Source organism: Mesorhizobium sp. M0898, assembly GCF_040319695.1.
Taxonomy (GTDB): Bacteria; Pseudomonadota; Alphaproteobacteria; order Rhizobiales; family Rhizobiaceae; genus Mesorhizobium.
On the sequence record NZ_JAMYOE010000002.1, the window covers coordinates 419,885 to 439,951 of the forward strand.

Consider the following 20,067-nt stretch of genomic DNA (forward strand, 5'->3'; position numbering starts at 1 on the left):
TAACGCTCTTGGTCGAGAACTCTAAGGACACTGCCCGTGCGCGGGCCGATTTGCGTTTCAAGAAACAGGAAGAGGCAGCCACGGTTCGCCAGAAGGCGATGGCGGAATATGTCGCCGAGAGCGACGCTCGCCAAGCCAAGACCAACAAGCTGCGGGCGCTGCGCCTCGCCAAGGAAGCGGAAGACCTGGCCAATGCGCCTCCGGCCCCGGTGAAGAAGCCTCGGGCCAAGAAGAAATAGGCCGGCGCTCCCAGAATCCATGCTTCCTTCCGCACGCGAAACAGTTCACTCGGAGTCTGTTCTGACGGCTGATAACTGGCGCGTTCAGGAGACGGCCATGACCGCACTGACGCTCGACAAAGCCCTTGAAATCATCGCCGCCGCCTTTGCCAAGGGTGCCGAGCTCAAGCTCAGGCCGCTTGGCGTCTCGGTGCTCGACGCCGGCGCCCATCTGGTCGCGTTCCAGCGTCAGGACGGCGCCTCGTTCCTGCGTCCGCAAATGTCGGCCGGCAAGGCCTATGGCGCGCTCGCTATCGGAATGGGCTCGCGCCGGGTGGAAGCTTTCGCCAAGGAGCGCCCGCATCTGATCGCCGGCGTCTCCGACGTGTCGGGCGGGCGCGTCCTGCCGGTCGTCGGCGGCGTGCTGATCCGTGACAACGCCGGCACGATCATCGGCGCCATCGGTATTTCCGGCGACACGTCCGACAATGATGAAACGGCGGCCATCGCCGGTGTCGAGGCGGCTGGCTTCTCCGCTGACCCGGGCTGAGTCGGGATCCTTAACTCATATTGATGTCGCGGGTGGCCGACCGCATCGACACCGAAAAGCCGGCCAGCACGTCGATCAGCGCTATGACCATCAGTGTGAAGAAAACGGAATGGGCGGCGCCCTTCACCAGCAGGAACTCGACCAGATAGGCCACAAAGACGAAGGTCGACAAAAGATGGTCCATGATCGAGGCATTTGTCGTGCGCGTCGACTTCACCACTTCGACGAACAAGAAGATCAGTGCGATCAGCACGATGAGGTCGCCGAGGGTCATCGAGAACACGCCACCCGACATCATCCGGACCGAAAACATTTCGGTGGCCCACGGATCGTCGCCGCTGCCGAATATTCCCAGAAGCCCGAGATTGTAGAGGATGAAAGGCACGATCAGCAGCGGGATGGCACCGAACATGTGGCGGCTCCGGTTGGACTGATCTTTGTAGAGTGCGCCCGGCGTTCGCCGTCAAGAATTTTCGTGCGGCCGATAAACACGGACAAAGACGGCGTGAAACAACAATGTCAGGCCCGGCTGATACGATCAGTTGTCGCAAACGCAAAAAGACCGGCCAATGGCCGGTCGCTTCGCAACCCAATAAACCGTCGAAAGCTCTATCAGCTTTCCTTCGGCTCCAGAACCTGGCGACCGCGATACATGCCGGTCTTCAGGTCGATATGGTGCGGACGGCGCATCTCGCCGGAGTTCTTGTCCTCGACATAGGTCGGGGCCTTCAGTGCGTCGGCAGAACGGCGCATGCCGCGCTTCGACGGAGAGGTTTTTCGTTTCGGAACGGCCATGGATATGCTCCACTACATGGTCAAAACGCCCCGGCGGCCCTCGTGAAAGGGCCACATCAGGGGCCGGAATCTGAGAAAGTCGGGTGCCTATACACGCCCGACGGCGTTTTGGCCAGCGTCGCCGTGTTTTTTTTTGACACTATCGCAGGCAACCGACATAGGCGCCGGCGCGGCCGGCGCGCCGTTCGATCAACGCGGCAAGCCGCCTCAGTCCCGGCCCGGGCTTCGCCGGATTGCGCACGATCGGATTCGGCAAGGTGACGGCAAGCAGCGCTGCCTGCCGGCGCGACAGCTGTTTAGCCGAGACGCCGAAATGATGCTGGGCGGCGGCCTCGATGCCGTAGATGCCCGGTCCCCATTCGGCGATGTTGAGGTAGATCTCCATGATCCGCCGTTTCGACAGCACCGCATCGAAATAGACGGCCAGCGGCAGTTCGACGACCTTACGGACCGAGCCCAACGGCCGCGACCATAGATAAAGATTCTTTACCGTCTGCATGGTGATGGTCGAGGCGCCACGTGTCATCTCGCCGGCGAGCGCATCGTCGACGACGCCGCGCAACTCGCCCAGATCGACGCCGCGATGGAAACAGAACTGCCCGTCCTCCGACATGATTATCGAATATGCCAGCACCGGCGCGACATCGTCGATGGAAACCCAGCGCCGATCGTAGCCGGAAAACGTCGCCAGGTCCTTCAGCATCAATGTCGACACCGGATGCACGAATGACGGCAGATACAGGAAGGTCAGCACCACCGGCACCAACGCCAGCACGACGGCGACGGCAATGCCGCGCCGGACCCAGCGTTGAAGACCGATGCGGCTGCCGCGTCTCGGTCTCGCCATGTCCAACCCTTCGGTTTCGTGATCGACGATCGGTTCCGCCAAGCCACCCAGTCCGCGCTACTCCCTGCCCCCGGCATAATGGCGCTTGGCTTCTTGCGCAATGTCTGAGTGTCGGCTACCGCTCCCGACCATGACGAAAGACGACCAAATGGCGTTCGAAGCTGCACTTATTGCCCGGGCAGTTCCGCTCGAGGCGCTGCTGAGGCGGTTGCTCGACGGACGGACGCTTTCGGGCGAGGTCGCGCGGCCCGAACGCCTGATGGCGGCAATGCGACATGGCGTGCTGAACGGCGGCAAACGACTGCGTCCCTTCCTGGTCATGGAAAGTGCTGCACTGTTTTCAGCCGACGGCGAGGCGGCGCTGCGCGTCGCGGCGGCGCTCGAATGCGTGCACTGCTATTCGCTCATCCATGACGATCTGCCGGCCATGGACGACGACGATTTGCGCCGCGGCCAGCCGACCGTGCACAGGGCTTTCGATGAGGCGACCGCCATTCTTGCGGGCGACGCCTTGCTGACACTTGCCTTCGACATCCTTGCCGACGAGGCGACAATGCTGCCGGCCGAGCGCAGGGCAACGCTGGTGCTGGCACTGGCCCGCGCCGCCGGGGCGGGAAGCATGGTCGGCGGCCAGATGCTCGATCTCGAAGCCGAACAAAGCCGGCCGGACGAGGCCGGCATCATCCGGCTTCAGGCGATGAAAACCGGTGCGCTGATCCGCTTTGCCTGCGAAGCGGGCGCTATCCTTGCCGGCGCGCCGTCGGGCGACCGCGAAAGGCTGGCCGAGTTCGGCTCGGCGATCGGGCTTGCCTTTCAGCTTGCCGACGATCTGCTCGACCTGACCGCCGACGCGCATCAGATGGGCAAGGCGACCGGCAAGGATGCCGCGGCCGGCAAGGCGACGCTGGTCGCGCTGCACGGACCGGACTGGGCGCGGGGCCAGCTCCATGGCCTCGTTGACCAGGCTCATGCGTTGCTCGAACCTTTTGGCGAGCAAGCTGCGCTTCTGAAACAAGCGGCGCAGTTCGTAGCGGCCCGCAACAATTAAGCGCGCCCCTATGGCGCGCCGGAGAATTGGCGACTGATCGGCCGAACGTCCTCGCAACCGGCCGATCGGGATCATTTCCGGCGATGTCGGACCACATGGACCCGCCACACCAGTTGCCGAGCCATTCTTCAGCCTCGCGGCAGGGTTCCGCGGCTCGGGTGGACAGCGGTCAGCCTTCGCCAGTTGTCTTTTCCACCACGGGCTGCGGAACCGGTTCCATCTCGGCCGCCGCCTCGACCGCCCGCGCCTCGGCCGGCTTGCGCCGGTTGCGGATGAAGGCGGCGATGCGGTCGCGGATTTCGCCGGCGCTGAGAAACACCGGAACGCGCGCCACCGGCGCGGTCGGCTCAAAGGACAGGCCAAGGCCGGTGATCCTGCCCTTGTCGTCGACGTCGCGGACGATCAGCTCGATTGGACCGAGCAGCACGCGGTCGGCATATTCGGCGTGGCCGCCGAGCCGCGTAGTGACCAGGTCGCCAATGCTGAGCTTGCGTTCCGCTTCGGTCAGGCCCGGCGCGTAGGCGGTTTCCAGTTCCTCGGCGGGGCGTGACGGATCGACGGCGAAGGCGCCGAAGAAATCCGCGTCCTCGGGATCGACCACGGCACGGCTGGCGAACAGCTTGTCGAGCAGGCGCGGATAGCGGTCCGGCACGAAGATGTAGACATGGTCGCCGGCCGCGAGCCGGCCCATATCCTGGAAGCGCATCGAGCGTCCGTCGCGCAGCACCAGCGACGGCCGCGCCCAGCGCGGAATGCGTTCGCCGCGCGCCACCGGGCTGCCAGGTGACACGCGGTAGGCGAGAAGCTCATGATGGGCGGAGCCCGGCAGTTCCAATTCGACCTTGTCGAGCGGTCCCAGGCGGGCCGGCACGATAAGGCCGAGACGGCGCGCCAGCGGCCCGACGGTCCATCCCTGGATGATCAGCGAGACCAGCACGATGATGAAGGCAGTGTTGAAGATGAGGCGGCCGTTCTCAAGACCGCCGAGCAGCGGCGTGATGGCAAGCAGGATCGACACGGCACCGCGCAGGCCAACCCACGAGACGAAGGCGACTTCCGGGCGTGGCAGACGGAACGGCACCAGGCAGAGCCAGACGGCGATTGGCCGTGCCACAAATACCAGGAACAGGCCGAGCAGCACTGCCGGCACCAGGATCGCCGGAAATTGTGAAGGCGTCGCGAACAGTCCGAGGATCAGGAACATGATGATCTGCGCCAGCCACGACATGCCGTCCTGGAAGCGCTTGAGGATGGTCACGGCCCGGATATCGGAATTGCCGGCAATCAGGCCTGCGAGATAGACCGCCAGGAAGCCGGAGCCGCCGACGGCACCGGCGGCAGCGAACACCATAAGCGACAGCGTCAGCACGAAGATCGGCAGCAGGCCGTGATCGAGATTGAGGCGATCGACAAGGCGCACAATGGCCATGCCGCCGAGAATGCCGATGACCGCGCCGAGCCCCATGTTGACAAGGAAGCCGACGGCAAGATCGGTGACCAGCACCTTGGCCTCGGGGTGGGTATTGGCGGCGATGACCTCGACCAGCGTGATGGTCAGGAAGATGGCGATCGGGTCATTTGTGCCGGATTCCACCTCGAGCGTGGACCGCACGCGCTCGCGCAAATTGATCTCGCCGGCGCGCAGCAGGAAGAACACCGCCGCGGCGTCGGTCGAGGCGACGGCGGCACCGAGCAGGAAGGATTCCAGCCAGGTCAGGTCGAGCAGATAATAGGCGGCGGCGCCGAAGAGCCCGGTGGTCAAAAGGACGCCGAATGTGGCCAGCGACAGCGCCGGCCCGGCCGCCTGCCGCAAGGCGTTGAGCGGCGTGCCGAAGCCGGAATCGAAAAGGATGACCGCCAGCGCCAATGAGCCGGCAAAATAGGCAACTCGGGCATTGTCGAAATGGATGCCGAGACCGTCGGTTCCGGTGGCGAGGCCGATGCAGAGAAACAGCAGCAGGAGAGGGGCGCCGAAACGGAAGGCGATCAGGCTTGAAAACGCGGCGGCAACGACAAGTGCTGCGCCAACGAGCGTCACAAGATAGATACCATGCTCCATTCGTTGGTCGCCCCTAGTCGATATGCTACGGCATCACGGGAGAGTGGGGCGAAGACATGGCCGCTGCAAGGCAGCAGCGTGGCTTTTTGCCCCACGCTGCCGATCGTCGAAAGTTTTGGCACCCCCGAGCAGCGGAGCGTGCCTCGGCGGTTCGTGCTGCAATGAAAAACGCCCGGACTGAGCCGGGCGTCTCCAAGTCGAGAAGCTGGCTCTGCGATCAGGCGATGGTCTTGCCGAAGGCGACGGCGGTATCGCCCATGCGGTTGGAAAAGCCCCACTCATTGTCGTACCACGACAGCACCGAAACGAAGTTGCCGTCCATGACCTTGGTCTGGTCGAGCGCCACGATCGAGGAATGCGGATCATGGTTGAAGTCGATCGAAACATTGGGGTGACGGGTAACGGCGAGGATGCCCTTCAGCTTGCCGTTCGAGGCGGCGATCACCGCGTCATTGATCTCCTGGACGGTGGTCGGCCGCTTGGCGATAAACTTGAAATCGACGAGCGAGACGTTCGGGGTCGGCACGCGGATGGAGATGCCGTCGAGCTTGCCCTTGAGTTCGGGCAGTACCAGGCCGATGGCCTTGGCAGCACCGGTCGAGGTCGGAATCTGCGACAGCGCGGCGGCGCGGGCGCGGTAGAGGTCCTTGTGCATGGTGTCCAGCGTCGGCTGGTCGCCGGTGTAGGAATGGATCGTCGTCATCATGCCCTTCTCGATGCCGACCGCCTCATTCAGCACGGCCGCCAGCGGCGCCAGGCAGTTGGTGGTGCAGGAGGCGTTTGAGATGACGATGTGGTCCTTGGTCAGCTTGTCGTGATTGATGCCATAGACGACGGTGAGATCGGCGCCCTCCGCCGGAGCGGAGACGAGAACGCGCTTGGCACCGGCGGTCAGATGGGCGACGGCCTTGTCGCGGGCGGTGAAGATACCGGTGCATTCGAGCGCGATGTCGATGCCAAGCTCCTTCCAGGGCAGTTGCGTCGGATCCTTGATCGCGGTGACCTTGAATTTCTCCTTGCCGACGATGATCTGGTCGCCGTCAACCGTCACCTCATGCGGAAAGCGGCCATGCACGCTGTCGAAGCGCAGCAGATGCGCGTTGGTCTCGACCGGGCCGAGATCGTTGACCGCGACGACGTCGATATCCTTGCGGCCGGATTCATGGATGGCGCGCAGGATGTTGCGGCCGATGCGGCCGAATCCGTTGATGGCAACTCTGACGGTCATTGTTCTCTCCCTGGGAGTTGGAGGCCGAAGATCAAGTCCGCAGCTTCATAACGGCGGACGGGCAAAGAATCCAGCCGCCGAGGCGTGGATTTAAATCGATTAGTGCTCCACCGTCCGGCAAAACCGCTATGCCAGCCTTTGCCGGGCGGGGCTCACTTTCATTTGCCATGCAGACGGGCTTCCGCCGCCTTCACCGTTGCCTCGGCTGTGATGCCGAAATGCGGGTAGAGCTGTTCGATGGTGCCGGAGGCGCCGAAGCCGGTCATGCCGACAAAGATGCCGTCGGTGCCGATGAAGTGATCCCAGCCCTGACGGATGCCGGCTTCGATGGCAATCTTGAGCGGCGCATTGCCGATCGTCCTGCTGCGATAGTCGGCGCTCTGCTTGTCGAACAATTCGAAACACGGCACCGAGACGACGCGGGTCGCGTGGCCGTGCTTTTCCAAGGCCTCGCGGGCGGCCAGCGCGATCTCGACCTCGGAGCCCGAAGCGAAGATCGTCACCGCCGCCTCGCCACTGGCGGCGGCAAGTTCATAGGCGCCGCGGCTGGAGAGGTTTTCCGCAACGAAGTCGTTGCGTACCGTCGGCAGGTTCTGCCGGGTCAGCGCCAATGTCGAAGGCGTCTTTTCCGACTCAATGGCCAACTGCCAGCATTCCGCGGTTTCCATCGCGTCGGCGGGGCGGAAGACATTGTGGTTCGGAATGGCGCGAAGTGCTGCCAGATGCTCGACCGGCTGATGGGTCGGGCCGTCTTCGCCAAGGCCGATGGAATCATGGGTCATGACGAAGATCGAGCGGATGCCCATCAACGAAGCAAGCCGCATCGCCGGACGGGCATAGTCGGAAAAGCACATGAAAGTGCCGCCATAGGCGATAATGCCGCCATGCAATGTCAGCCCGTTGAGCGCGGCCGCCATGCCGTGCTCGCGAACGCCGTAATGAACGTAGCGCTGGCCGTAATCGTCGGCGGTGATGTTCTTGGTCTGGCTGGTCTTGGTGTTGTTGGAGCCGGTCAAATCGGCCGAGCCGCCGATGGTTTCGGGCACGGCGCCGTTGATGACCTCCAGCGCCATTTCCGATGACTTACGGGTGGCGACCTTCGGCTTGTCGGCGGCGAGCTTCTTCTTGTAATCGCCAATGACGGCGTCGAAGTTGGCCGGCAGCGTGCCACTGATGCGGCGTTCGAACTCGCTGCGCAATTTGGCATCAGCCTTGGCAAGGCGGCTTTCCCAGTCGGTGCGCGCCTTGACGCCTGTCCGCCCGGCGGTACGCCATGCGTCGAGGATATCGGCCGGAACCTCGAAGGGCGGATAATCCCAGCCGAAGAATTTTCTGGCGCCAGCGATTTCCTCGGCGCCGAGCGGCGAGCCATGCGCCTTGTTGGTGCCGGCCTTGGTCGGCGCGCCGAAGCCGATGGTCGTCTTGCAGGCGATCATCGTCGGCTTGTCGGAGTGGCGGGCCGCTTCGATGGCATAGGCGATCGCTTCCGGGTCCTGGCCGTCGATATGGCTGGCATTCCAGCCGGACGCCTGGAAGCGGGCGACCTGATCGGTGTTATCGGCGAGCGACACCGGGCCATCGATCGAGATGTTGTTGTTGTCCCAGAAGACGATCAGCTTGTTCAGCTTCAGATGCCCGGCAAGCGCGATGGCTTCCTGGGATACGCCTTCCATCAGGCAGCCGTCGCCGGCCAGCACATAGGTGTAGTGGTCGACGAGATCTTTGCCGAAAGCGGCATTCATGATGCGCTCGCCGAGCGCGAAGCCGACCGAATTGGCAAGGCCCTGGCCGAGTGGGCCGGTCGTCGTCTCAATGCCCGCGGCATGGCCGTATTCCGGGTGGCCCGCCGTCCTCGACCCCAATTGGCGGAACTGCTTGATCTGGTCGATGGTGATGTCTTCGTAGCCGGTCAGATAGAGCAGCGAGTAAAGCAGCATCGATCCGTGGCCGGCCGACAGGATAAAGCGGTCGCGGTCCGGCCAATGCGGGCTTTTCGGATCGTATTTGAGAAAGCGGGTGAACAGCACCGTGGCGATGTCGGCGCAGCCCATGGGCAGTCCGGGGTGGCCGGAATTTGCCTTCTCGACGGCGTCCATGGCGAGAAAACGGATCGCATTGGCCATCCGGTCATGTTGTTCGCGCGAGGTCATGCTTCCTCCAAAATGGGGGTTTGGGCCTTGGGAAAGCCCTTGAAAAGGGTGCGCGACACATAGCAGGCGCGGCCTTTTAGTCAACAAATCGGTGTGCTTTTGCCGGTCTTGTGATGGCCGTGCGCGACTTACATTAGCGTTAGCAGGGGACAGTCGCGACAGCTTTATTGACGTGCGGTTCACACGACGCGTAATGTTTCAGGGATAACGCGTTCTGAACGTGGATGATTCGGTGATGGGCAGGGCGCAGGACGAAAGCCATGACCGGGGAAACGACCCTCAAGGAAGTCATTGCCAGGCTGGGTAAGGCCATCGAAGGGCTGGAAAACGCCGTCGCGGCCAAGCTTGAGCATGAGCGGGACTATTCGGAAGCCGAGGCCGAAGTGCAGCGGATGAACGCCGACCGCTCGCGGCTGGCGCAGGAGCTCGACAATTCCGAGGCCCGCGCCGAACGGCTGGAAGATGCCAACAAGGAAGTGTCGCGAAGGCTGGTGACAGCTATGGAAACCATCCGCGCGGTACTGGACAGGTAGGCCAATGGCACAAGTCACGGTTTCCATCGACGGCAAGCAGTATCGGATGGCCTGCGACGAGGGCCAGGAAGAGCATCTGATCGATCTTGCCGAGCGCTTCGACCGCTATGTCTCGCATCTGAAGGATTCTTTTGGCGAGATCGGCGACCAGCGGCTGACCGTGATGGCCGGCATCATGGTCATGGACGAGCTTTCGGAACTGCAGAAGCGGGTCAAGGGCATGGAAAGCGAAGTGCTGACGCTGCGCAAGACGCGCGACGACGCACTGACCAAGGCCGACAAGAACGATTCCGTGCTGACCGGGGCGCTCGGCGCACTGGCCCAGCGCATGGAAGACCTGGCGACGACGCTGGCAGTGAACAAGGCCTGAACCAGCGCAGCGAAAATTCCTGCTGCATTTGCCGAGAAGCAATGAAAATATTTCGCCGCTGGCCTTGATGCCGGCGCAACAGGCGTTTGAAGGATGACGCCGGAGTGATAGAAAGGCAAAAGCAGCGCCGGGCAACGCCGGCTGCGATCTGCACGCACAGGGTAAGGGACACGTCATGAGCCTTCGCATCAACGATATCGCACCGGACTTCACCGCTGAGACCACGCAAGGACCGATCAGCTTCCATGAATGGATCGGCGACGGCTGGGCGGTATTGTTCAGCCATCCGAAGAACTTTACGCCGGTTTGCACGACCGAACTCGGCACAATGGCCGGGCTCGAAGGCGAGTTCAGGAAGCGCAACGTCAAGATCATCGGCATCTCGGTCGATCCCGTCCAAAGCCATGAAAAGTGGCAGAACGACATCAAGACCGCGACCGGTCATTCGGTGAACTACCCGCTGATCGGCGACAAGGATCTCAAGGTCGCCAAGCTTTACGAGATGCTGCCGGCGGGTGCCGGCGAGAGCTCGGAAGGCCGCACGCCCGCCGACAATGCCACGGTGCGTTCGGTTTACGTCATCGGGCCCGACAAGAAGATCAAGCTGGTTCTCACCTACCCGATGACGACGGGCCGCAACTTCGACGAAATCCTGCGCGCCATCGATTCCATGCAGCTGACCGCCAAGCACCAGGTGGCGACGCCGGCGAACTGGAAGCAGGGCGAGGACGTCATCATCACCGCTGCCGTCTCGAATGAGGATGCCATCAAGCGCTTCGGCGCCTATGAGACGATCCTGCCATATCTCAGGAAAACCAAGCAGCCTTCCGCCTGAGCAGGCAGAGGCGGCACAGAGAGTTTTCGGTTTTCCTGGCCGTGTGAGCATGGGGTGCTTGACGATGCCTGGTTGACGGACAACCATGCCTTTAATTTGCCGTGGCAGAGAAAATCCTTCCTGCCGTGGTGAGGGGCGAAGGAGGCTGGATTGGACGCATTATCGGCCAGGTCGCAGGTCACCGGCTTCTATGACAAGCCGAGCGGGTCCGTCCAGTATGTGGTCGCCGACATGGCGACCCGCAAATGCGCCATCATCGATCCGGTGCTCGACTTCGACGAAAGGTCCGGTGCAACGGCAACGAAAAACGCCGACGCCCTGCTCGACTTCGTCAGGGAAAGCGGGCTGGAGGTCGAGTGGATCCTCGACACGCATCCGCATGCGGATCATTTCTCCGCCGCCCATTATCTGAGGGGGAGAACCGGAGCGCCGACGGCAATCGGCGAGAAGGTCATCGACGTCCAGAAATTGTGGAAGGTGATCTACAACTGGCCGGAATTCCCCGCCGACGGTTCGCAATGGGACAGGCTGTTCGCCAACGGCGCAACTTTTTCGGTCGGCGGCATTGCGGCAAGAGTGCTGTTCTCGCCGGGCCACACACTGGCCTCGATCACTTACGTCATTGGCGACGCCGCCTTCATCCACGACACGCTGTTCATGCCGGACAGCGGCACCGCAAGGACAGACTTTCCGGGCGGCAGTGCCGAGCGGCTCTGGCGTTCGATCGAGGACATCCTGGCGCTGCCGGACGAGACACGTCTGTTCGTCGGTCACGACTACCAGCCGGGCGGTCGCGAAGCGCGGTGGGAAAGCACGGTCGCGGAGCAGAAAGCCGGCAACATCCATGTTGCCGGCTGCAAGACGGAAGCCGACTTCGTCGCGCTCCGCCAAGCCCGCGACAGGACGTTGCCGATGCCGCGGCTGATCCTGCACGCGCTGCAGGTCAATATGAATGGCGGACGCCTGCCGGAACCGGAATCCAACGGGCAGCGCTATCTGAAGTTTCCGCTCGATTGCCTGTGAGAGGATGGGTCGCTGGCACTACAATGCCATTCAGACTCGGCGCCGCCCTCATCGTTCTGCGATGGTCATCCAAGCTATTGATCCTGATTCGATTTTTGCGATGTTTGAATCCGATAGGTCTATGCGGGACGACGGTGGCGGCAGCCGGATGAGGAGCAGCGCAGACGCCAGCCAGTCGAGCGTCAGGGTTTTGTTCGGCGGGCTAAATGTTCATACGTGATTTGCCAAGGATCGCTCTCGGAAGATCTTTCCTCGCCGATCCAATGGAAGCTGGTGGCAGTGATCTCGGTGAAACGCCATCGAGTTTGCAGACCGCGCGAGTCATTGCCGAGCTGGACAATGTCCTTACCCTCGGCCCGCCCGATCTGGCGCGAGTGATCCCGGTTGAGCGGGTCGTTCCATATGATATGCCAGCCATCGATCCCAGGGTCGAAGATGCGCAAGGTTGTGCCATACATCGCGGACGGAGCAGGGCGCTTGGGCCTGATCCAAACGTCCTGAATCGCGCGGCCTTCGAGCACCCAGCCAAAATGGCATTCGCCATCCCATTTCTGGATTGTGCCGTCGTCGAGGTAGTGGACCGAGTTCATCTCCCAGCTTCCAATTAGCCATCCATACAGGGCCATGTCTTTCGCTCGATCGGCTGGCGGACCGTCGGATCCGAGGGCGGCCAGAAACGGAGAAATCGTCATCATCACACTGCCTTTCGTTTCCAATAGACGAACTCAACTGCCCGACGGACCGTTGTCGCGCCCGCCTGCCGCAAGCGCCGGGTTGTGGAATGCCGCGGTCGGCGCCGCAACATTGCCGCCACAGCTTGCAGCCTTGCGGTTTTCAGGGCTTGGGGAAAATTGCGACAATGCCGCTATCAATGAGATCGTCTGGGGACGCCTGGCAAGGCTACTGAGCAGTTAGGGCGACGGATCGGACATCCGCGAAGGCGCCGCGGAACCGGCAACCCGCTAATGCATGTCGCGCAAGTGTGCAGCGGTTTTGCGATAACGACATGCATAAAAACAAGAATCTAAAGCGCGTCGCACAAGGCCGGCCCGAACGCGACGCGCTTTAGAAAAAAACGGCGGCGCCAGTTACCTGACGCCGCCGTTATTTGTTTCTACCGGAAGGCCTTACGCCGCCGGCTGCGCCTCGATGGTGCGCAGCGCCTGCGTCTGGCGCTTGGCTGCGGCCTTGACCGCGTCCTGCACCTTCTCGAAGGCGCGCACCTCGATCTGGCGCACGCGCTCGCGGCTGATATCGAACTCGGCCGACAGCTCTTCAAGCGTCAACGGCTCATCGGCGAGGCGGCGCGCCTCGAAGATGCGGCGTTCGCGGTCGTTGAGCACGGCAAGAGCGCCCGACAGCATGCCGCGCCGGTTTTCCAGCTCGTCCTGCTCGATCAGCATCTCTTCCTGGCTTTCGTGGTCGTCGACCAGCCAGTCCTGCCATTCGCCGGACTCGCCTTCACTGGCCCGGATGGGCGCATTGAGCGAGGCGTCGCCCGACAGGCGGCGGTTCATCGACACGACTTCCGCTTCCGAGACGTTCAGCCGGGTGGCAATCTCGGTGATCTGGTCCGGCTTCAAATCGCCTTCATCGAGCGCCTGGATCTTGCCCTTCACCTTGCGCAGGTTGAAGAACAGGCGCTTCTGGTTGGCGGTGGTGCCCATCTTGACCAGGCTCCACGAGCGCAGGATGTATTCCTGGATCGAGGCCTTGATCCACCACATCGCATAGGTGGCGAGACGGAAGCCGCGCTCCGGTTCGAATTTCTTGACGGCCTGCATCAGGCCGACATTGCCTTCCGAGATCACCTCGCCGATCGGCAGGCCGTAACCGCGATAGCCCATGGCGATCTTGGCGACGAGCCGAAGGTGGCTGGTGACGAGCTTGTGCGCAGCCGTCGTGTCCTCATGCTCGGCGTAGCGCTTGGCGAGCATGTACTCTTCCTGCGGCTGAAGCATCGGAAAGCGGCGGATTTCTTCCAGGTAGCGGCTGAGACCGCCTTCGCCGGAAACGATACTGGGTAATGACTGGGCCATGATAGCGCCCCCTCTCTATTGGAGTGATGCCCCCGAAACGCGGCGGGCATGTGGCGCGAATGCCAAAGGCACATTCGCGCCAACCGACATATATAGGAACAAAACCAGAAAGACAGGCATTTGTTCAACACGAAACAGTGTGTCACGTTGAAGTGAACAACGCCGGTCAGGTTTTCAGGTGGCTGGTTCAGAGCTTGCGGAAGCCGTCGACGAGTTCCTCCATGTCCCACGGTATCGGTGCTTCGAACCTCATCGTTAGATGGGTATCGGGATGGCGAAATGCAAGGAGGCGGGCGTGCAAAGCTTGTCGCGGAAACGCCTTTACCTTGCTTCTTAGCGGCTCGGGCAACCGATTGGCCTTGGTGCGGAAAGCCTGACCGTATTCGGGGTCGCCAATCACCGGATGGCCGATATGGGCCATGTGGACGCGTATCTGGTGAGTGCGACCGGTTTCCAGCCGGCATTCGACCAGGCTCGCCATGGCGAATTCCTGCTGCTGCTCGCCAAAGCGCTCAACGACGGTGAAATGCGTGACGGCGTGGCGGGCATCGTCGCGGCCTTGCGGCACCACGGCGCGGCGTACCCGGTCGGCGGCGCGGCCGAGCGGCGCGTCGACGGTCCCGGTCGGCCTTGCCGGTATGCCCCAGACCAACGCCAGATAGGCCCGCTCGAGATCGCCGGTCAGGCCGTGGTCGGCAAAGGCCTCCGACAACGCCTTGTGGGCGCGATCGGTCTTGGCGACGACCATGACGCCGCTGGTCTCCTTGTCGAGGCGATGGACGATGCCCGGCCGTCTCACCCCGCCGATGCCAGACAGGCTGTCGCCGCAATGATGGATCAGCGCGTTGACCAGCGTGCCGGTCCAGTTGCCGGCGCCGGGATGAACGACCAGCCCGGCCGGCTTGTTGATGACGATCAGCTCGCTGTCCTCGTAGAGGACGTCCAGCGCAATATCTTCGCCTTGCGGCGCCGCCGGTTCCGGCTCCGGCATATCAACCGACACGCTGTCACCTTGCGCCATCTTGCGCTTCGTTTCGCTGGCTGGCTTGCCGCCGATCCTGACGGCGCCCTGCTTTATCAGCATCTGTACCCGGCTGCGCGACATGTCGGGGCCGAGCCTGGCCGCCAGCCATTGGTCGAGCCGCTGGCCGGCCGCATCAGCGCCCGCCTCCAGGACGATCGGTCCGGCCCCTATTAATTGTCTGACCACTTCGTTATGAGCGCTCATCGAAAACAGTTCCGGAATCTGCTGCCATGGCCCGGCCGCTTGCCGACGAAGACGAGGAAAAGCCGCTCGACCCCGAGGTCGAAAAGGTGCGGAGGAAGCTCGTCCGCTTCGTCGCCATCAATCTCGGCCTGCTGTTCCTCGCCCTTATGGTGGTGATCGCGGCACTTGTCTACAAAGCGCGCAACGCGCCGCCTGCCGCCCCTCCGCTAAGCAGCGACATCCAGGTGCCGATCGGCGAGACGGTCAACGGCGACATCGTGCTGCCGGTCGGCGCCAGGGTGATCAGCCAATCGCTGTCCGGCAATCACCTGTCGATCGACGCAGAGCTGCCCGACGGCAGCCGCGCCATCTTCGTCTATGACATCACCGAGCGCCGCATCGTTGGCCATTTTTCGATCAGGAACAAATGACCGGTTTTGCCGAATACCGCAGCATTGCCACGGTCGCGCTTGTCGTCGCAAATTATGACGAGGCGATCTCGTGGTATGTCGACCGGCTGGGTTTTGTGCTCGCCGAAGATGTCGATCTCGGCGGCGGCAAACGCTGGGTCACGATCACGCCGTGCAACGGACAGGGTGCGCGGCTGCTTCTCGCCGAGGCATCCGGCGATGCGCAAAGGCACGCCATCGGCAACCAGACCGGCGGCCGGGTCTTTCTGTTCCTCGAAACCGACGATTTTGCCCGCGACTATGCGCTGATGCTCGAAAAGGGCGTTGAGTTCCGTGAGGCGCCCCGGCACGAGACCTATGGCACTGTGGCGGTTTTCGCAGATCTCTATGGAAATCTCTGGGACCTGATCGAGCCAAAACGCTAGGCTTGCAGCGGATACTTCACCGGCGCGATCGGCAGCCTTAAGCCTAGTTGCTTTTTGCCAGCCGTCAGCCTATATCGCCGGTTCTTGAACGCGCCCATCGTCTAGCGGTCAGGACACCGCCCTCTCACGGCGGTAACAGGGGTTCGATTCCCCTTGGGCGTACCAAGCATTTCAAAGCCTTAGCTGGTCGGCAGTCAAAACCGTCAAATAACGGTCAAATAAGTGTTCCGCACGGTCCAATTTTTTGATTTGGTTTCGGCAGCAAACAGGTGCCGCACACGGGTGATTGGCCCGAGATGGAATGTATGACCGCCTATCCGAATTCAGAGGGGATCGATCCACGTCCGGAGGACTGTAGACCAACAAGGTGCATTCTGCTCCCAACATGAGTGATGAGGGAGCGAGTAAGTAGCGGCGAACGTGATGCGATCAGGCTGCTCCCCCAGGCCGTTGCCTGATTAACTTTGCGAATTTGGTCGCCATCCCAAAGCGCCACATGCTGCGACTTCCCGCTTCCTGTGAAGGCTATCGCAACATCCGAAGCTACCGGCAACCACAGCTCCGTTCGAGCGCCATTAAGCTGCGCCTCACCGGCTGGATGGAGCTTCGACACTGGGTGGCTACCAACGATAAATGCCTTTTTTGGATTGCGGATATGGACCACGTTGAAAACAAGACCTGAAAGCACTTGCATGATGGCCGTGCTGCCCCTCGCAATGGTGTCTCGTCGGGCGTTCTTCATAATGCGCTCCCAAGTGGCTGGGTCCTCGAACTTCTCCTTCTCGTCCTCGGTCAGCGGGCGCGTTGTTTCCTCGAACTCCTTCAACCTCGCAATGCCAAATGCCTTGAGATCGGAGCGGGACACAACCCTGTTGATACTGTCCGGAACCCGCTTCCATTGAAAATAGAGGAAAGCATCAAGCAGGTTCCTATCGTCGAGTGACAGACGGTGAACCACGCCCTGTCGGGCGGCGTCAATGATGGTCCTGATAAGTATTGAAGCGGCATGCTCAAGCGGGCGGAACCCTGTTTCGAGATCCACGTTGCGAGTGCCATCTTCTTTGATGGCTGTGTACAGGTTCTTCTCAAAAAAGACCTTTGCCGGAGGCGTTGAGAAGACGCCTCGTGGGGGCGATCTACGATCGTAGGCATGCAATTCGCCATTCCCGTCCATGAAGTTCCGTAGAATGAATTGTGGTACGAAATGGTGGTCTGTCGGCAGCTTCTGCTTGCGTGATGCCATAAATTTGTTTGCCCCTTGGGAGATAGTGTAGACCAGATCGGGGAACCGCCGATACTGTCCGATAAACGGGTCGCCTCGTCTGTTTCGCGTCTGTTTTCAGGAGGGCGGCCGGGTCCCGTTTCCTTCCCGTTATTTCGGGGGGGCATCCATCGGCTGAACCCCCTTGAGGGGCGAAAGCTTGCGCGCCCACCAGAGCTGCGTCACTTTCAGCCGAAAGTCAGCGAGGAAGGAGACCCGATGGCCGCAACGATAGACCAGTGGAAGGCTTTCCGAGAAGAACTTAGCCAGCAGCTCGAAGAGGAGCGCCGGTTCATCGCCAATGCCGAAGCAGGGCAAACCGGCATTTGGACCGTTCAGCCAGGCAAGGGAAAAGTCGATACCACGGCTGCTCATGTTGAGATATCGAGGCGTGCAGTCCAGGCCCTTGAGGGGGTAATTGCGAAGATCGATCAGGACCATCTGGCAGAATAACTCTTGCGGTCGAATTAGGAATATGGTCCTCATTGTGCCGGTGCGGTGCGGCGATCCACTTAACGGAGATCGCACAATGGCCAGAACCAAACCATCCAAGCAACTTTCACAGGCCGAGATCGACCGCTTCATGGCGGCTGCGGAAGAGCTTCACAAAAGCATTGTCCGGCCGCTGCTATCGCCTACCTGCGACCACTATCGAGCGCTTCGAGCGGTCCATGAAACCCTGTTGAAATCGGTGAAGGACATTACCGGCCAGGATGCAGCTTTCATCCGATGGCACGGCACGGGGCCAGCGAACTAGCGGGCAGCGGGGAATCGCTGCATTCAGCACCGACCAACGCGCCAAGGTTCAATCGTCTTCGCGGAAATCCTGCAGCGAGGCGTGGCGCAAGTCTTCCTCGCCTCGAAGGTGCTTCACGCGGCCGATCAGTCCCGGCTTGACCCATTGCGTGGCCGGCCGCTTCATGCCCTTCGGCGCCGGTCCGGCATGCTCCTGGACGCGCTTCCATAGCCGCTCGCGGATCTCGCGGCTTGAATTGATAAAGGCAGACCCGACATATCTTCGCGTGCCGATCTGCCCCATGAGGGCGAACGCCGGCTTTCCGGCCTCGCGCTCGACGCCGAGCAGCTCGAATTCGTCAACGGCGTAGCACTTCGCCTTCACCCAGTTGATCGACCGCCCACTGCGATACTTGCTCTTGCGGCGCTTCGAAACCATCCCCTCCATCCCGGCCTGATCGAGCAGGTGAAAGATTGCTTTGGTTTCGCCCGGAAGAGATATGCTGGCGCCGGGTAATCGCCTTCCGCAGAGCCGCGAAGTCGGCAAGGCCAGCTTCATTCGGGACAATGATTTCCCCGTCGACGATGGCGCTGTCGACGTTGAGCACTTTGGCCGTTTCGACCAAATCGGGATATTTCGCCGTCCAGTCCATCCCGTTGCGCGTGAAGATGCGCGTGCCGGCTTCGTCTATGACGATCTGCGATCGGTAGCCGTCGAACTTGACCTCGTGAATCCAGTCGTCGCCCGCGGGAGGCTTGTCTACCAACGTCGGCATCAGCGGCGGGATGAACTTCAAACGCATGAACGGCACTCGCGGAACGCGATTCAATCCGCTGAGTTACATTAGGTTCACTAATGCAGGAAGCCTTTGCGGTGTCGCCAGATCTCATCAAGGAAAATTTCGCCCATAGCGGCGATCGAACATGCCTCAATCTGATCCGCATGGCTATCGAACAGACATGCCCGGCCGGCGTATTGCCCAGCGAGGAAGCGGTATTGATGCTCTACGGTCCCGAGCCGATCCATGAGGCAGAAGCCCTTGCCAAGGCCATCATTGAAACCGTGGAACGGCTATCTCGATAATTCCGGCCGTTCCTCGCGAAATCCGGTAGCGATTTTTTCATATAAGCCCCCTCAGCCAACACTAAAAAGGTTCAAAAGGTCAGCCGCCGCTGCTGTTCCGCCGCTGTTTTCAGCGAGCCGTTAGCCTGTTTCCTGCAGCCCAGGACCCAACGCATAACCGGCGGCCGTAGCTGATCCGTCGCTGTTTTCAGTGGGGATTAAACTGGCCTAAGCGCATAGAGCGCAATGGAATTTCCGAGCTGACTTGTCCCTGTTTCCCGTCTGTTTTCAGACGCTCCCTTTTAGAGGCCTATGGCCGTACGCTGAAAATGTCACCGGCAATGGCCGCCGGCCTCTCGCAGACGCTTTGGTCAATGGATAATCTGTGCGAGAAGACGGATGCTGTTGCGCCGAAGCCGGGCAAGCGTGGACCGTACGAAAGAGGTACAGGCCTAAAAAGACTGACCCCGGGAGCATGCTTTGCAGCAGAGGCCGGCCCGGGGTATACGGATGGTGTTATAGCGCAAATTCTATGAACGGCAAGTGAACGATTTGAGAACAGATGCAATTAACGCGTCGTTGGTTAAAACCCTAAGTCTCAGCCGGCTTCGGAAATATTTAGCCGTCTGCGGCGATGACGTTTCTGGCGCACTATCGAGTTACGAACGGAACGCGCGACTTTCAGAAGCCTTTTACACGCCTTTGCAGTGCGTGGAAATCTGCCTGCGGAACACGATCCATTTCCGAATGTCAGAAGTTTATGGGTCAGACTGGATGACGAATGGTGGCCCGCCGCTGGCTGAGGCTTCACTTAGGATGATCGGCGACGCGATAGCTGAGCTACAGAAAGGGGTCGATTGGCCATCCAATGACGCGATTGTCTCTGAACTCAAGTACGCGTTTTGGGTCGGCCTCTTAGGTACGGGGTACGACGACACCATTTGGCGCAAGACACTATTCGATGGTTTTGCCGTAGGGGGAAGACGAAAACGGACTGTTGTACACGGTCGCTTCAACGCAATTCGCCGGTTTAGGAATCGCATCGCGCATCACGAGCCAATTTTTCAACGTGACTTGCCGAAGCTCCATGCTGAGATAATCGAAGCTATTGGCTGGATGTGCGCAGACACATCCGCTTGGACGACGCACGTAAGCCGTCTTTTGATCGTTCACGCGGAAGTCTGAATTTCAAACATGGGGTAATCGCGGAGCGAGTCGCCCTGAAGCCGGAAACGGTCACATATTGAAGAGCGGGTGGTTGTTCCCCGATA

Annotated in this window: 23 protein-coding genes, 1 tRNA gene and 1 pseudogene; 13 read left to right on the forward strand and 12 right to left on the reverse strand. The window is 61.2% G+C overall.

The features are described 5' to 3' along the window. Positions 1-8 precede the first annotated feature (8 nt). Both NKH90_RS05130 and NKH90_RS05135 read left to right on the forward strand, forming a co-directional pair. Entirely contained in the window at positions 9-239 is a 231-nt protein-coding gene (locus tag NKH90_RS05130; RefSeq protein ID WP_023678501.1) for a hypothetical protein, read from the forward strand. A 97-nt stretch (positions 240-336) separates the two neighbouring features. Next, a complete protein-coding gene (locus NKH90_RS05135) occupies positions 337-768 on the forward strand; it encodes a GlcG/HbpS family heme-binding protein (RefSeq protein ID WP_352451128.1) in 432 nt (143 codons plus the stop codon). A 10-nt stretch (positions 769-778) separates the two neighbouring features. On the opposite strand, the gene NKH90_RS05140 is transcribed toward NKH90_RS05135, so the two are convergent. From NKH90_RS05140 to NKH90_RS05150, 3 genes are all read right to left on the reverse strand, one after another. Beyond that, the gene (locus NKH90_RS05140) at positions 779-1,180 is read right to left on the reverse strand and encodes a hypothetical protein (protein ID WP_023678503.1); all 402 of its coding nucleotides are present in this window, start codon (positions 1,178-1,180) and stop codon (positions 779-781) included. 200 nt (positions 1,181-1,380) lie between these two features. Continuing rightward, positions 1,381-1,563: a 50S ribosomal protein L32 gene (rpmF, locus tag NKH90_RS05145; RefSeq protein WP_006203806.1), complete on the reverse strand. Its 183-nt coding sequence runs from the start codon at positions 1,561-1,563 to the stop codon at positions 1,381-1,383. Between the two features lie 139 nt (positions 1,564-1,702). Next, positions 1,703-2,461 carry a biosynthetic peptidoglycan transglycosylase gene (locus tag NKH90_RS05150; protein WP_352817821.1) on the reverse strand — a complete coding sequence of 253 codons (759 nt, stop codon included), beginning with the start codon at positions 2,459-2,461 and terminating at the stop codon, positions 1,703-1,705. 79 nt (positions 2,462-2,540) lie between these two features. Between NKH90_RS05150 and NKH90_RS05155 the strand changes: the two genes are divergently transcribed. Further along, the gene (locus NKH90_RS05155) at positions 2,541-3,458 is read left to right on the forward strand and encodes a polyprenyl synthetase family protein (protein ID WP_352457948.1); all 918 of its coding nucleotides are present in this window, start codon (positions 2,541-2,543) and stop codon (positions 3,456-3,458) included. A gap of 169 nt (positions 3,459-3,627) precedes the next feature. Here the strand turns inward: NKH90_RS05155 and NKH90_RS05160 are convergent, their stop codons facing one another. From NKH90_RS05160 to tkt, 3 genes are all read right to left on the reverse strand, one after another. Further along, positions 3,628-5,517 carry a potassium/proton antiporter gene (locus NKH90_RS05160; protein ID WP_352817751.1) on the reverse strand — a complete coding sequence of 630 codons (1,890 nt, stop codon included), beginning with the start codon at positions 5,515-5,517 and terminating at the stop codon, positions 3,628-3,630. A 217-nt stretch (positions 5,518-5,734) separates the two neighbouring features. Beyond that, entirely contained in the window at positions 5,735-6,745 is a 1,011-nt protein-coding gene (gene gap / locus NKH90_RS05165) for a type I glyceraldehyde-3-phosphate dehydrogenase (protein WP_023678507.1), read from the reverse strand. A 158-nt stretch (positions 6,746-6,903) separates the two neighbouring features. After that, on the reverse strand, positions 6,904-8,895 hold the full coding sequence (gene tkt, locus NKH90_RS05170; protein WP_352817754.1) for a transketolase: 1,992 nt from the start codon (positions 8,893-8,895) through the stop codon (positions 6,904-6,906). Positions 8,896-9,155: 260 nt separating this feature from the next. Here tkt and NKH90_RS05175 point away from each other — a divergent pair, with 260 nt between their 5' ends. From NKH90_RS05175 to NKH90_RS05190, 4 genes are all read left to right on the forward strand, one after another. Beyond that, complete coding sequence (locus NKH90_RS05175) at positions 9,156-9,428, forward strand: DUF4164 domain-containing protein (protein WP_006200774.1); 273 nt, start codon at positions 9,156-9,158, stop codon at positions 9,426-9,428. Positions 9,429-9,432: 4 nt separating this feature from the next. Further along, positions 9,433-9,798: a cell division protein ZapA gene (locus NKH90_RS05180; RefSeq protein ID WP_254816554.1), complete on the forward strand. Its 366-nt coding sequence runs from the start codon at positions 9,433-9,435 to the stop codon at positions 9,796-9,798. A gap of 175 nt (positions 9,799-9,973) precedes the next feature. Beyond that, positions 9,974-10,633: a peroxiredoxin gene (locus NKH90_RS05185; RefSeq protein WP_023678511.1), complete on the forward strand. Its 660-nt coding sequence runs from the start codon at positions 9,974-9,976 to the stop codon at positions 10,631-10,633. Between the two features lie 150 nt (positions 10,634-10,783). Then, positions 10,784-11,656 (forward strand): MBL fold metallo-hydrolase, encoded by an 873-nt coding sequence (locus NKH90_RS05190; RefSeq protein ID WP_352471144.1) that lies wholly within the window; start codon positions 10,784-10,786, stop codon positions 11,654-11,656. Between the two features lie 182 nt (positions 11,657-11,838). On the opposite strand, the gene NKH90_RS05195 is transcribed toward NKH90_RS05190, so the two are convergent. From NKH90_RS05195 to NKH90_RS05205, 3 genes are all read right to left on the reverse strand, one after another. After that, the gene (locus NKH90_RS05195; RefSeq protein WP_352817757.1) at positions 11,839-12,372 is read right to left on the reverse strand and encodes a hypothetical protein; all 534 of its coding nucleotides are present in this window, start codon (positions 12,370-12,372) and stop codon (positions 11,839-11,841) included. 411 nt (positions 12,373-12,783) lie between these two features. Next, positions 12,784-13,695, reverse strand: a complete 912-nt coding sequence (gene rpoH / locus NKH90_RS05200) for an RNA polymerase sigma factor RpoH (protein ID WP_023678514.1) — start codon at positions 13,693-13,695, stop codon at positions 12,784-12,786. 187 nt (positions 13,696-13,882) lie between these two features. Continuing rightward, the gene (locus tag NKH90_RS05205) at positions 13,883-14,923 is read right to left on the reverse strand and encodes an RluA family pseudouridine synthase (protein ID WP_352540247.1); all 1,041 of its coding nucleotides are present in this window, start codon (positions 14,921-14,923) and stop codon (positions 13,883-13,885) included. A gap of 26 nt (positions 14,924-14,949) precedes the next feature. Here NKH90_RS05205 and NKH90_RS05210 point away from each other — a divergent pair, with 26 nt between their 5' ends. From NKH90_RS05210 to NKH90_RS05220, 3 genes are all read left to right on the forward strand, one after another. Further along, complete coding sequence (locus NKH90_RS05210; RefSeq protein WP_352540246.1) at positions 14,950-15,333, forward strand: fimbrial protein; 384 nt, start codon at positions 14,950-14,952, stop codon at positions 15,331-15,333. After that, complete coding sequence (locus NKH90_RS05215; RefSeq protein ID WP_352817759.1) at positions 15,330-15,737, forward strand: VOC family protein; 408 nt, start codon at positions 15,330-15,332, stop codon at positions 15,735-15,737. The genes NKH90_RS05210 and NKH90_RS05215 overlap by 4 nt, the downstream gene beginning before the upstream one ends. Before the next feature lie 90 nt (positions 15,738-15,827). Beyond that, positions 15,828-15,902: transfer RNA gene (locus NKH90_RS05220), tRNA-Glu, on the forward strand. 148 nt (positions 15,903-16,050) lie between these two features. On the opposite strand, the gene NKH90_RS05225 is transcribed toward NKH90_RS05220, so the two are convergent. Then, entirely contained in the window at positions 16,051-16,980 is a 930-nt protein-coding gene (locus tag NKH90_RS05225) for a DUF4238 domain-containing protein (RefSeq protein ID WP_352817761.1), read from the reverse strand. A gap of 129 nt (positions 16,981-17,109) precedes the next feature. Continuing rightward, entirely contained in the window at positions 17,110-17,439 is a 330-nt protein-coding gene (locus NKH90_RS05230) for a hypothetical protein (protein ID WP_352817763.1), read from the reverse strand. A gap of 88 nt (positions 17,440-17,527) precedes the next feature. Here NKH90_RS05230 and NKH90_RS05235 point away from each other — a divergent pair, with 88 nt between their 5' ends. Further along, positions 17,528-17,755: a hypothetical protein gene (locus NKH90_RS05235; RefSeq protein WP_352817766.1), complete on the forward strand. Its 228-nt coding sequence runs from the start codon at positions 17,528-17,530 to the stop codon at positions 17,753-17,755. Positions 17,756-17,803: 48 nt separating this feature from the next. Here the strand turns inward: NKH90_RS05235 and NKH90_RS05240 are convergent. Further along, a pseudogene (locus NKH90_RS05240) lies at positions 17,804-18,536 on the reverse strand (ATP-dependent DNA ligase). A gap of 53 nt (positions 18,537-18,589) precedes the next feature. Between NKH90_RS05240 and NKH90_RS05245 the strand changes: the two are divergent. Both NKH90_RS05245 and NKH90_RS05250 read left to right on the forward strand, forming a co-directional pair. Then, positions 18,590-18,817 (forward strand): hypothetical protein, encoded by a 228-nt coding sequence (locus tag NKH90_RS05245; RefSeq protein WP_352817769.1) that lies wholly within the window; start codon positions 18,590-18,592, stop codon positions 18,815-18,817. Positions 18,818-19,339: 522 nt separating this feature from the next. After that, positions 19,340-19,981: a hypothetical protein gene (locus NKH90_RS05250; protein WP_352817772.1), complete on the forward strand. Its 642-nt coding sequence runs from the start codon at positions 19,340-19,342 to the stop codon at positions 19,979-19,981. The last annotated feature ends 86 nt before the right edge of the window (positions 19,982-20,067 follow it).

Bases quoted from the DNA above. Each gene is read 5' to 3' on its own strand.
- NKH90_RS05135 (WP_352451128.1), top strand. From the start codon at position 337: ATGACCGCACTGACGCTCGACAAAGCCCTTGAAATCATCGCCGCCGCC.
- NKH90_RS05140 (WP_023678503.1), bottom strand. From the start codon at position 1,180: ATGTTCGGTGCCATCCCGCTGCTGATCGTGCCTTTCATCCTCTACAAT.
- rpmF (WP_006203806.1), bottom strand. From the start codon at position 1,563: ATGGCCGTTCCGAAACGAAAAACCTCTCCGTCGAAGCGCGGCATGCGC.
- NKH90_RS05155 (WP_352457948.1), top strand. From the start codon at position 2,541: ATGACGAAAGACGACCAAATGGCGTTCGAAGCTGCACTTATTGCCCGG.
- NKH90_RS05160 (WP_352817751.1), bottom strand. From the start codon at position 5,517: ATGGAGCATGGTATCTATCTTGTGACGCTCGTTGGCGCAGCACTTGTC.
- gap (WP_023678507.1), bottom strand. From the start codon at position 6,745: ATGACCGTCAGAGTTGCCATCAACGGATTCGGCCGCATCGGCCGCAAC.
- tkt (WP_352817754.1), bottom strand. From the start codon at position 8,895: ATGACCTCGCGCGAACAACATGACCGGATGGCCAATGCGATCCGTTTT.
- NKH90_RS05175 (WP_006200774.1), top strand. From the start codon at position 9,156: ATGACCGGGGAAACGACCCTCAAGGAAGTCATTGCCAGGCTGGGTAAG.
- NKH90_RS05180 (WP_254816554.1), top strand. From the start codon at position 9,433: ATGGCACAAGTCACGGTTTCCATCGACGGCAAGCAGTATCGGATGGCC.
- NKH90_RS05185 (WP_023678511.1), top strand. From the start codon at position 9,974: ATGAGCCTTCGCATCAACGATATCGCACCGGACTTCACCGCTGAGACC.
- rpoH (WP_023678514.1), bottom strand. From the start codon at position 13,695: ATGGCCCAGTCATTACCCAGTATCGTTTCCGGCGAAGGCGGTCTCAGC.
- NKH90_RS05205 (WP_352540247.1), bottom strand. From the start codon at position 14,923: ATGAGCGCTCATAACGAAGTGGTCAGACAATTAATAGGGGCCGGACCG.
- NKH90_RS05210 (WP_352540246.1), top strand. From the start codon at position 14,950: ATGGCCCGGCCGCTTGCCGACGAAGACGAGGAAAAGCCGCTCGACCCC.
- NKH90_RS05215 (WP_352817759.1), top strand. From the start codon at position 15,330: ATGACCGGTTTTGCCGAATACCGCAGCATTGCCACGGTCGCGCTTGTC.
- NKH90_RS05225 (WP_352817761.1), bottom strand. From the start codon at position 16,980: ATGGCATCACGCAAGCAGAAGCTGCCGACAGACCACCATTTCGTACCA.
- NKH90_RS05230 (WP_352817763.1), bottom strand. From the start codon at position 17,439: ATGGTCCTGATCGATCTTCGCAATTACCCCCTCAAGGGCCTGGACTGC.
- NKH90_RS05235 (WP_352817766.1), top strand. From the start codon at position 17,528: ATGGCCAGAACCAAACCATCCAAGCAACTTTCACAGGCCGAGATCGAC.
- NKH90_RS05245 (WP_352817769.1), top strand. From the start codon at position 18,590: ATGCAGGAAGCCTTTGCGGTGTCGCCAGATCTCATCAAGGAAAATTTC.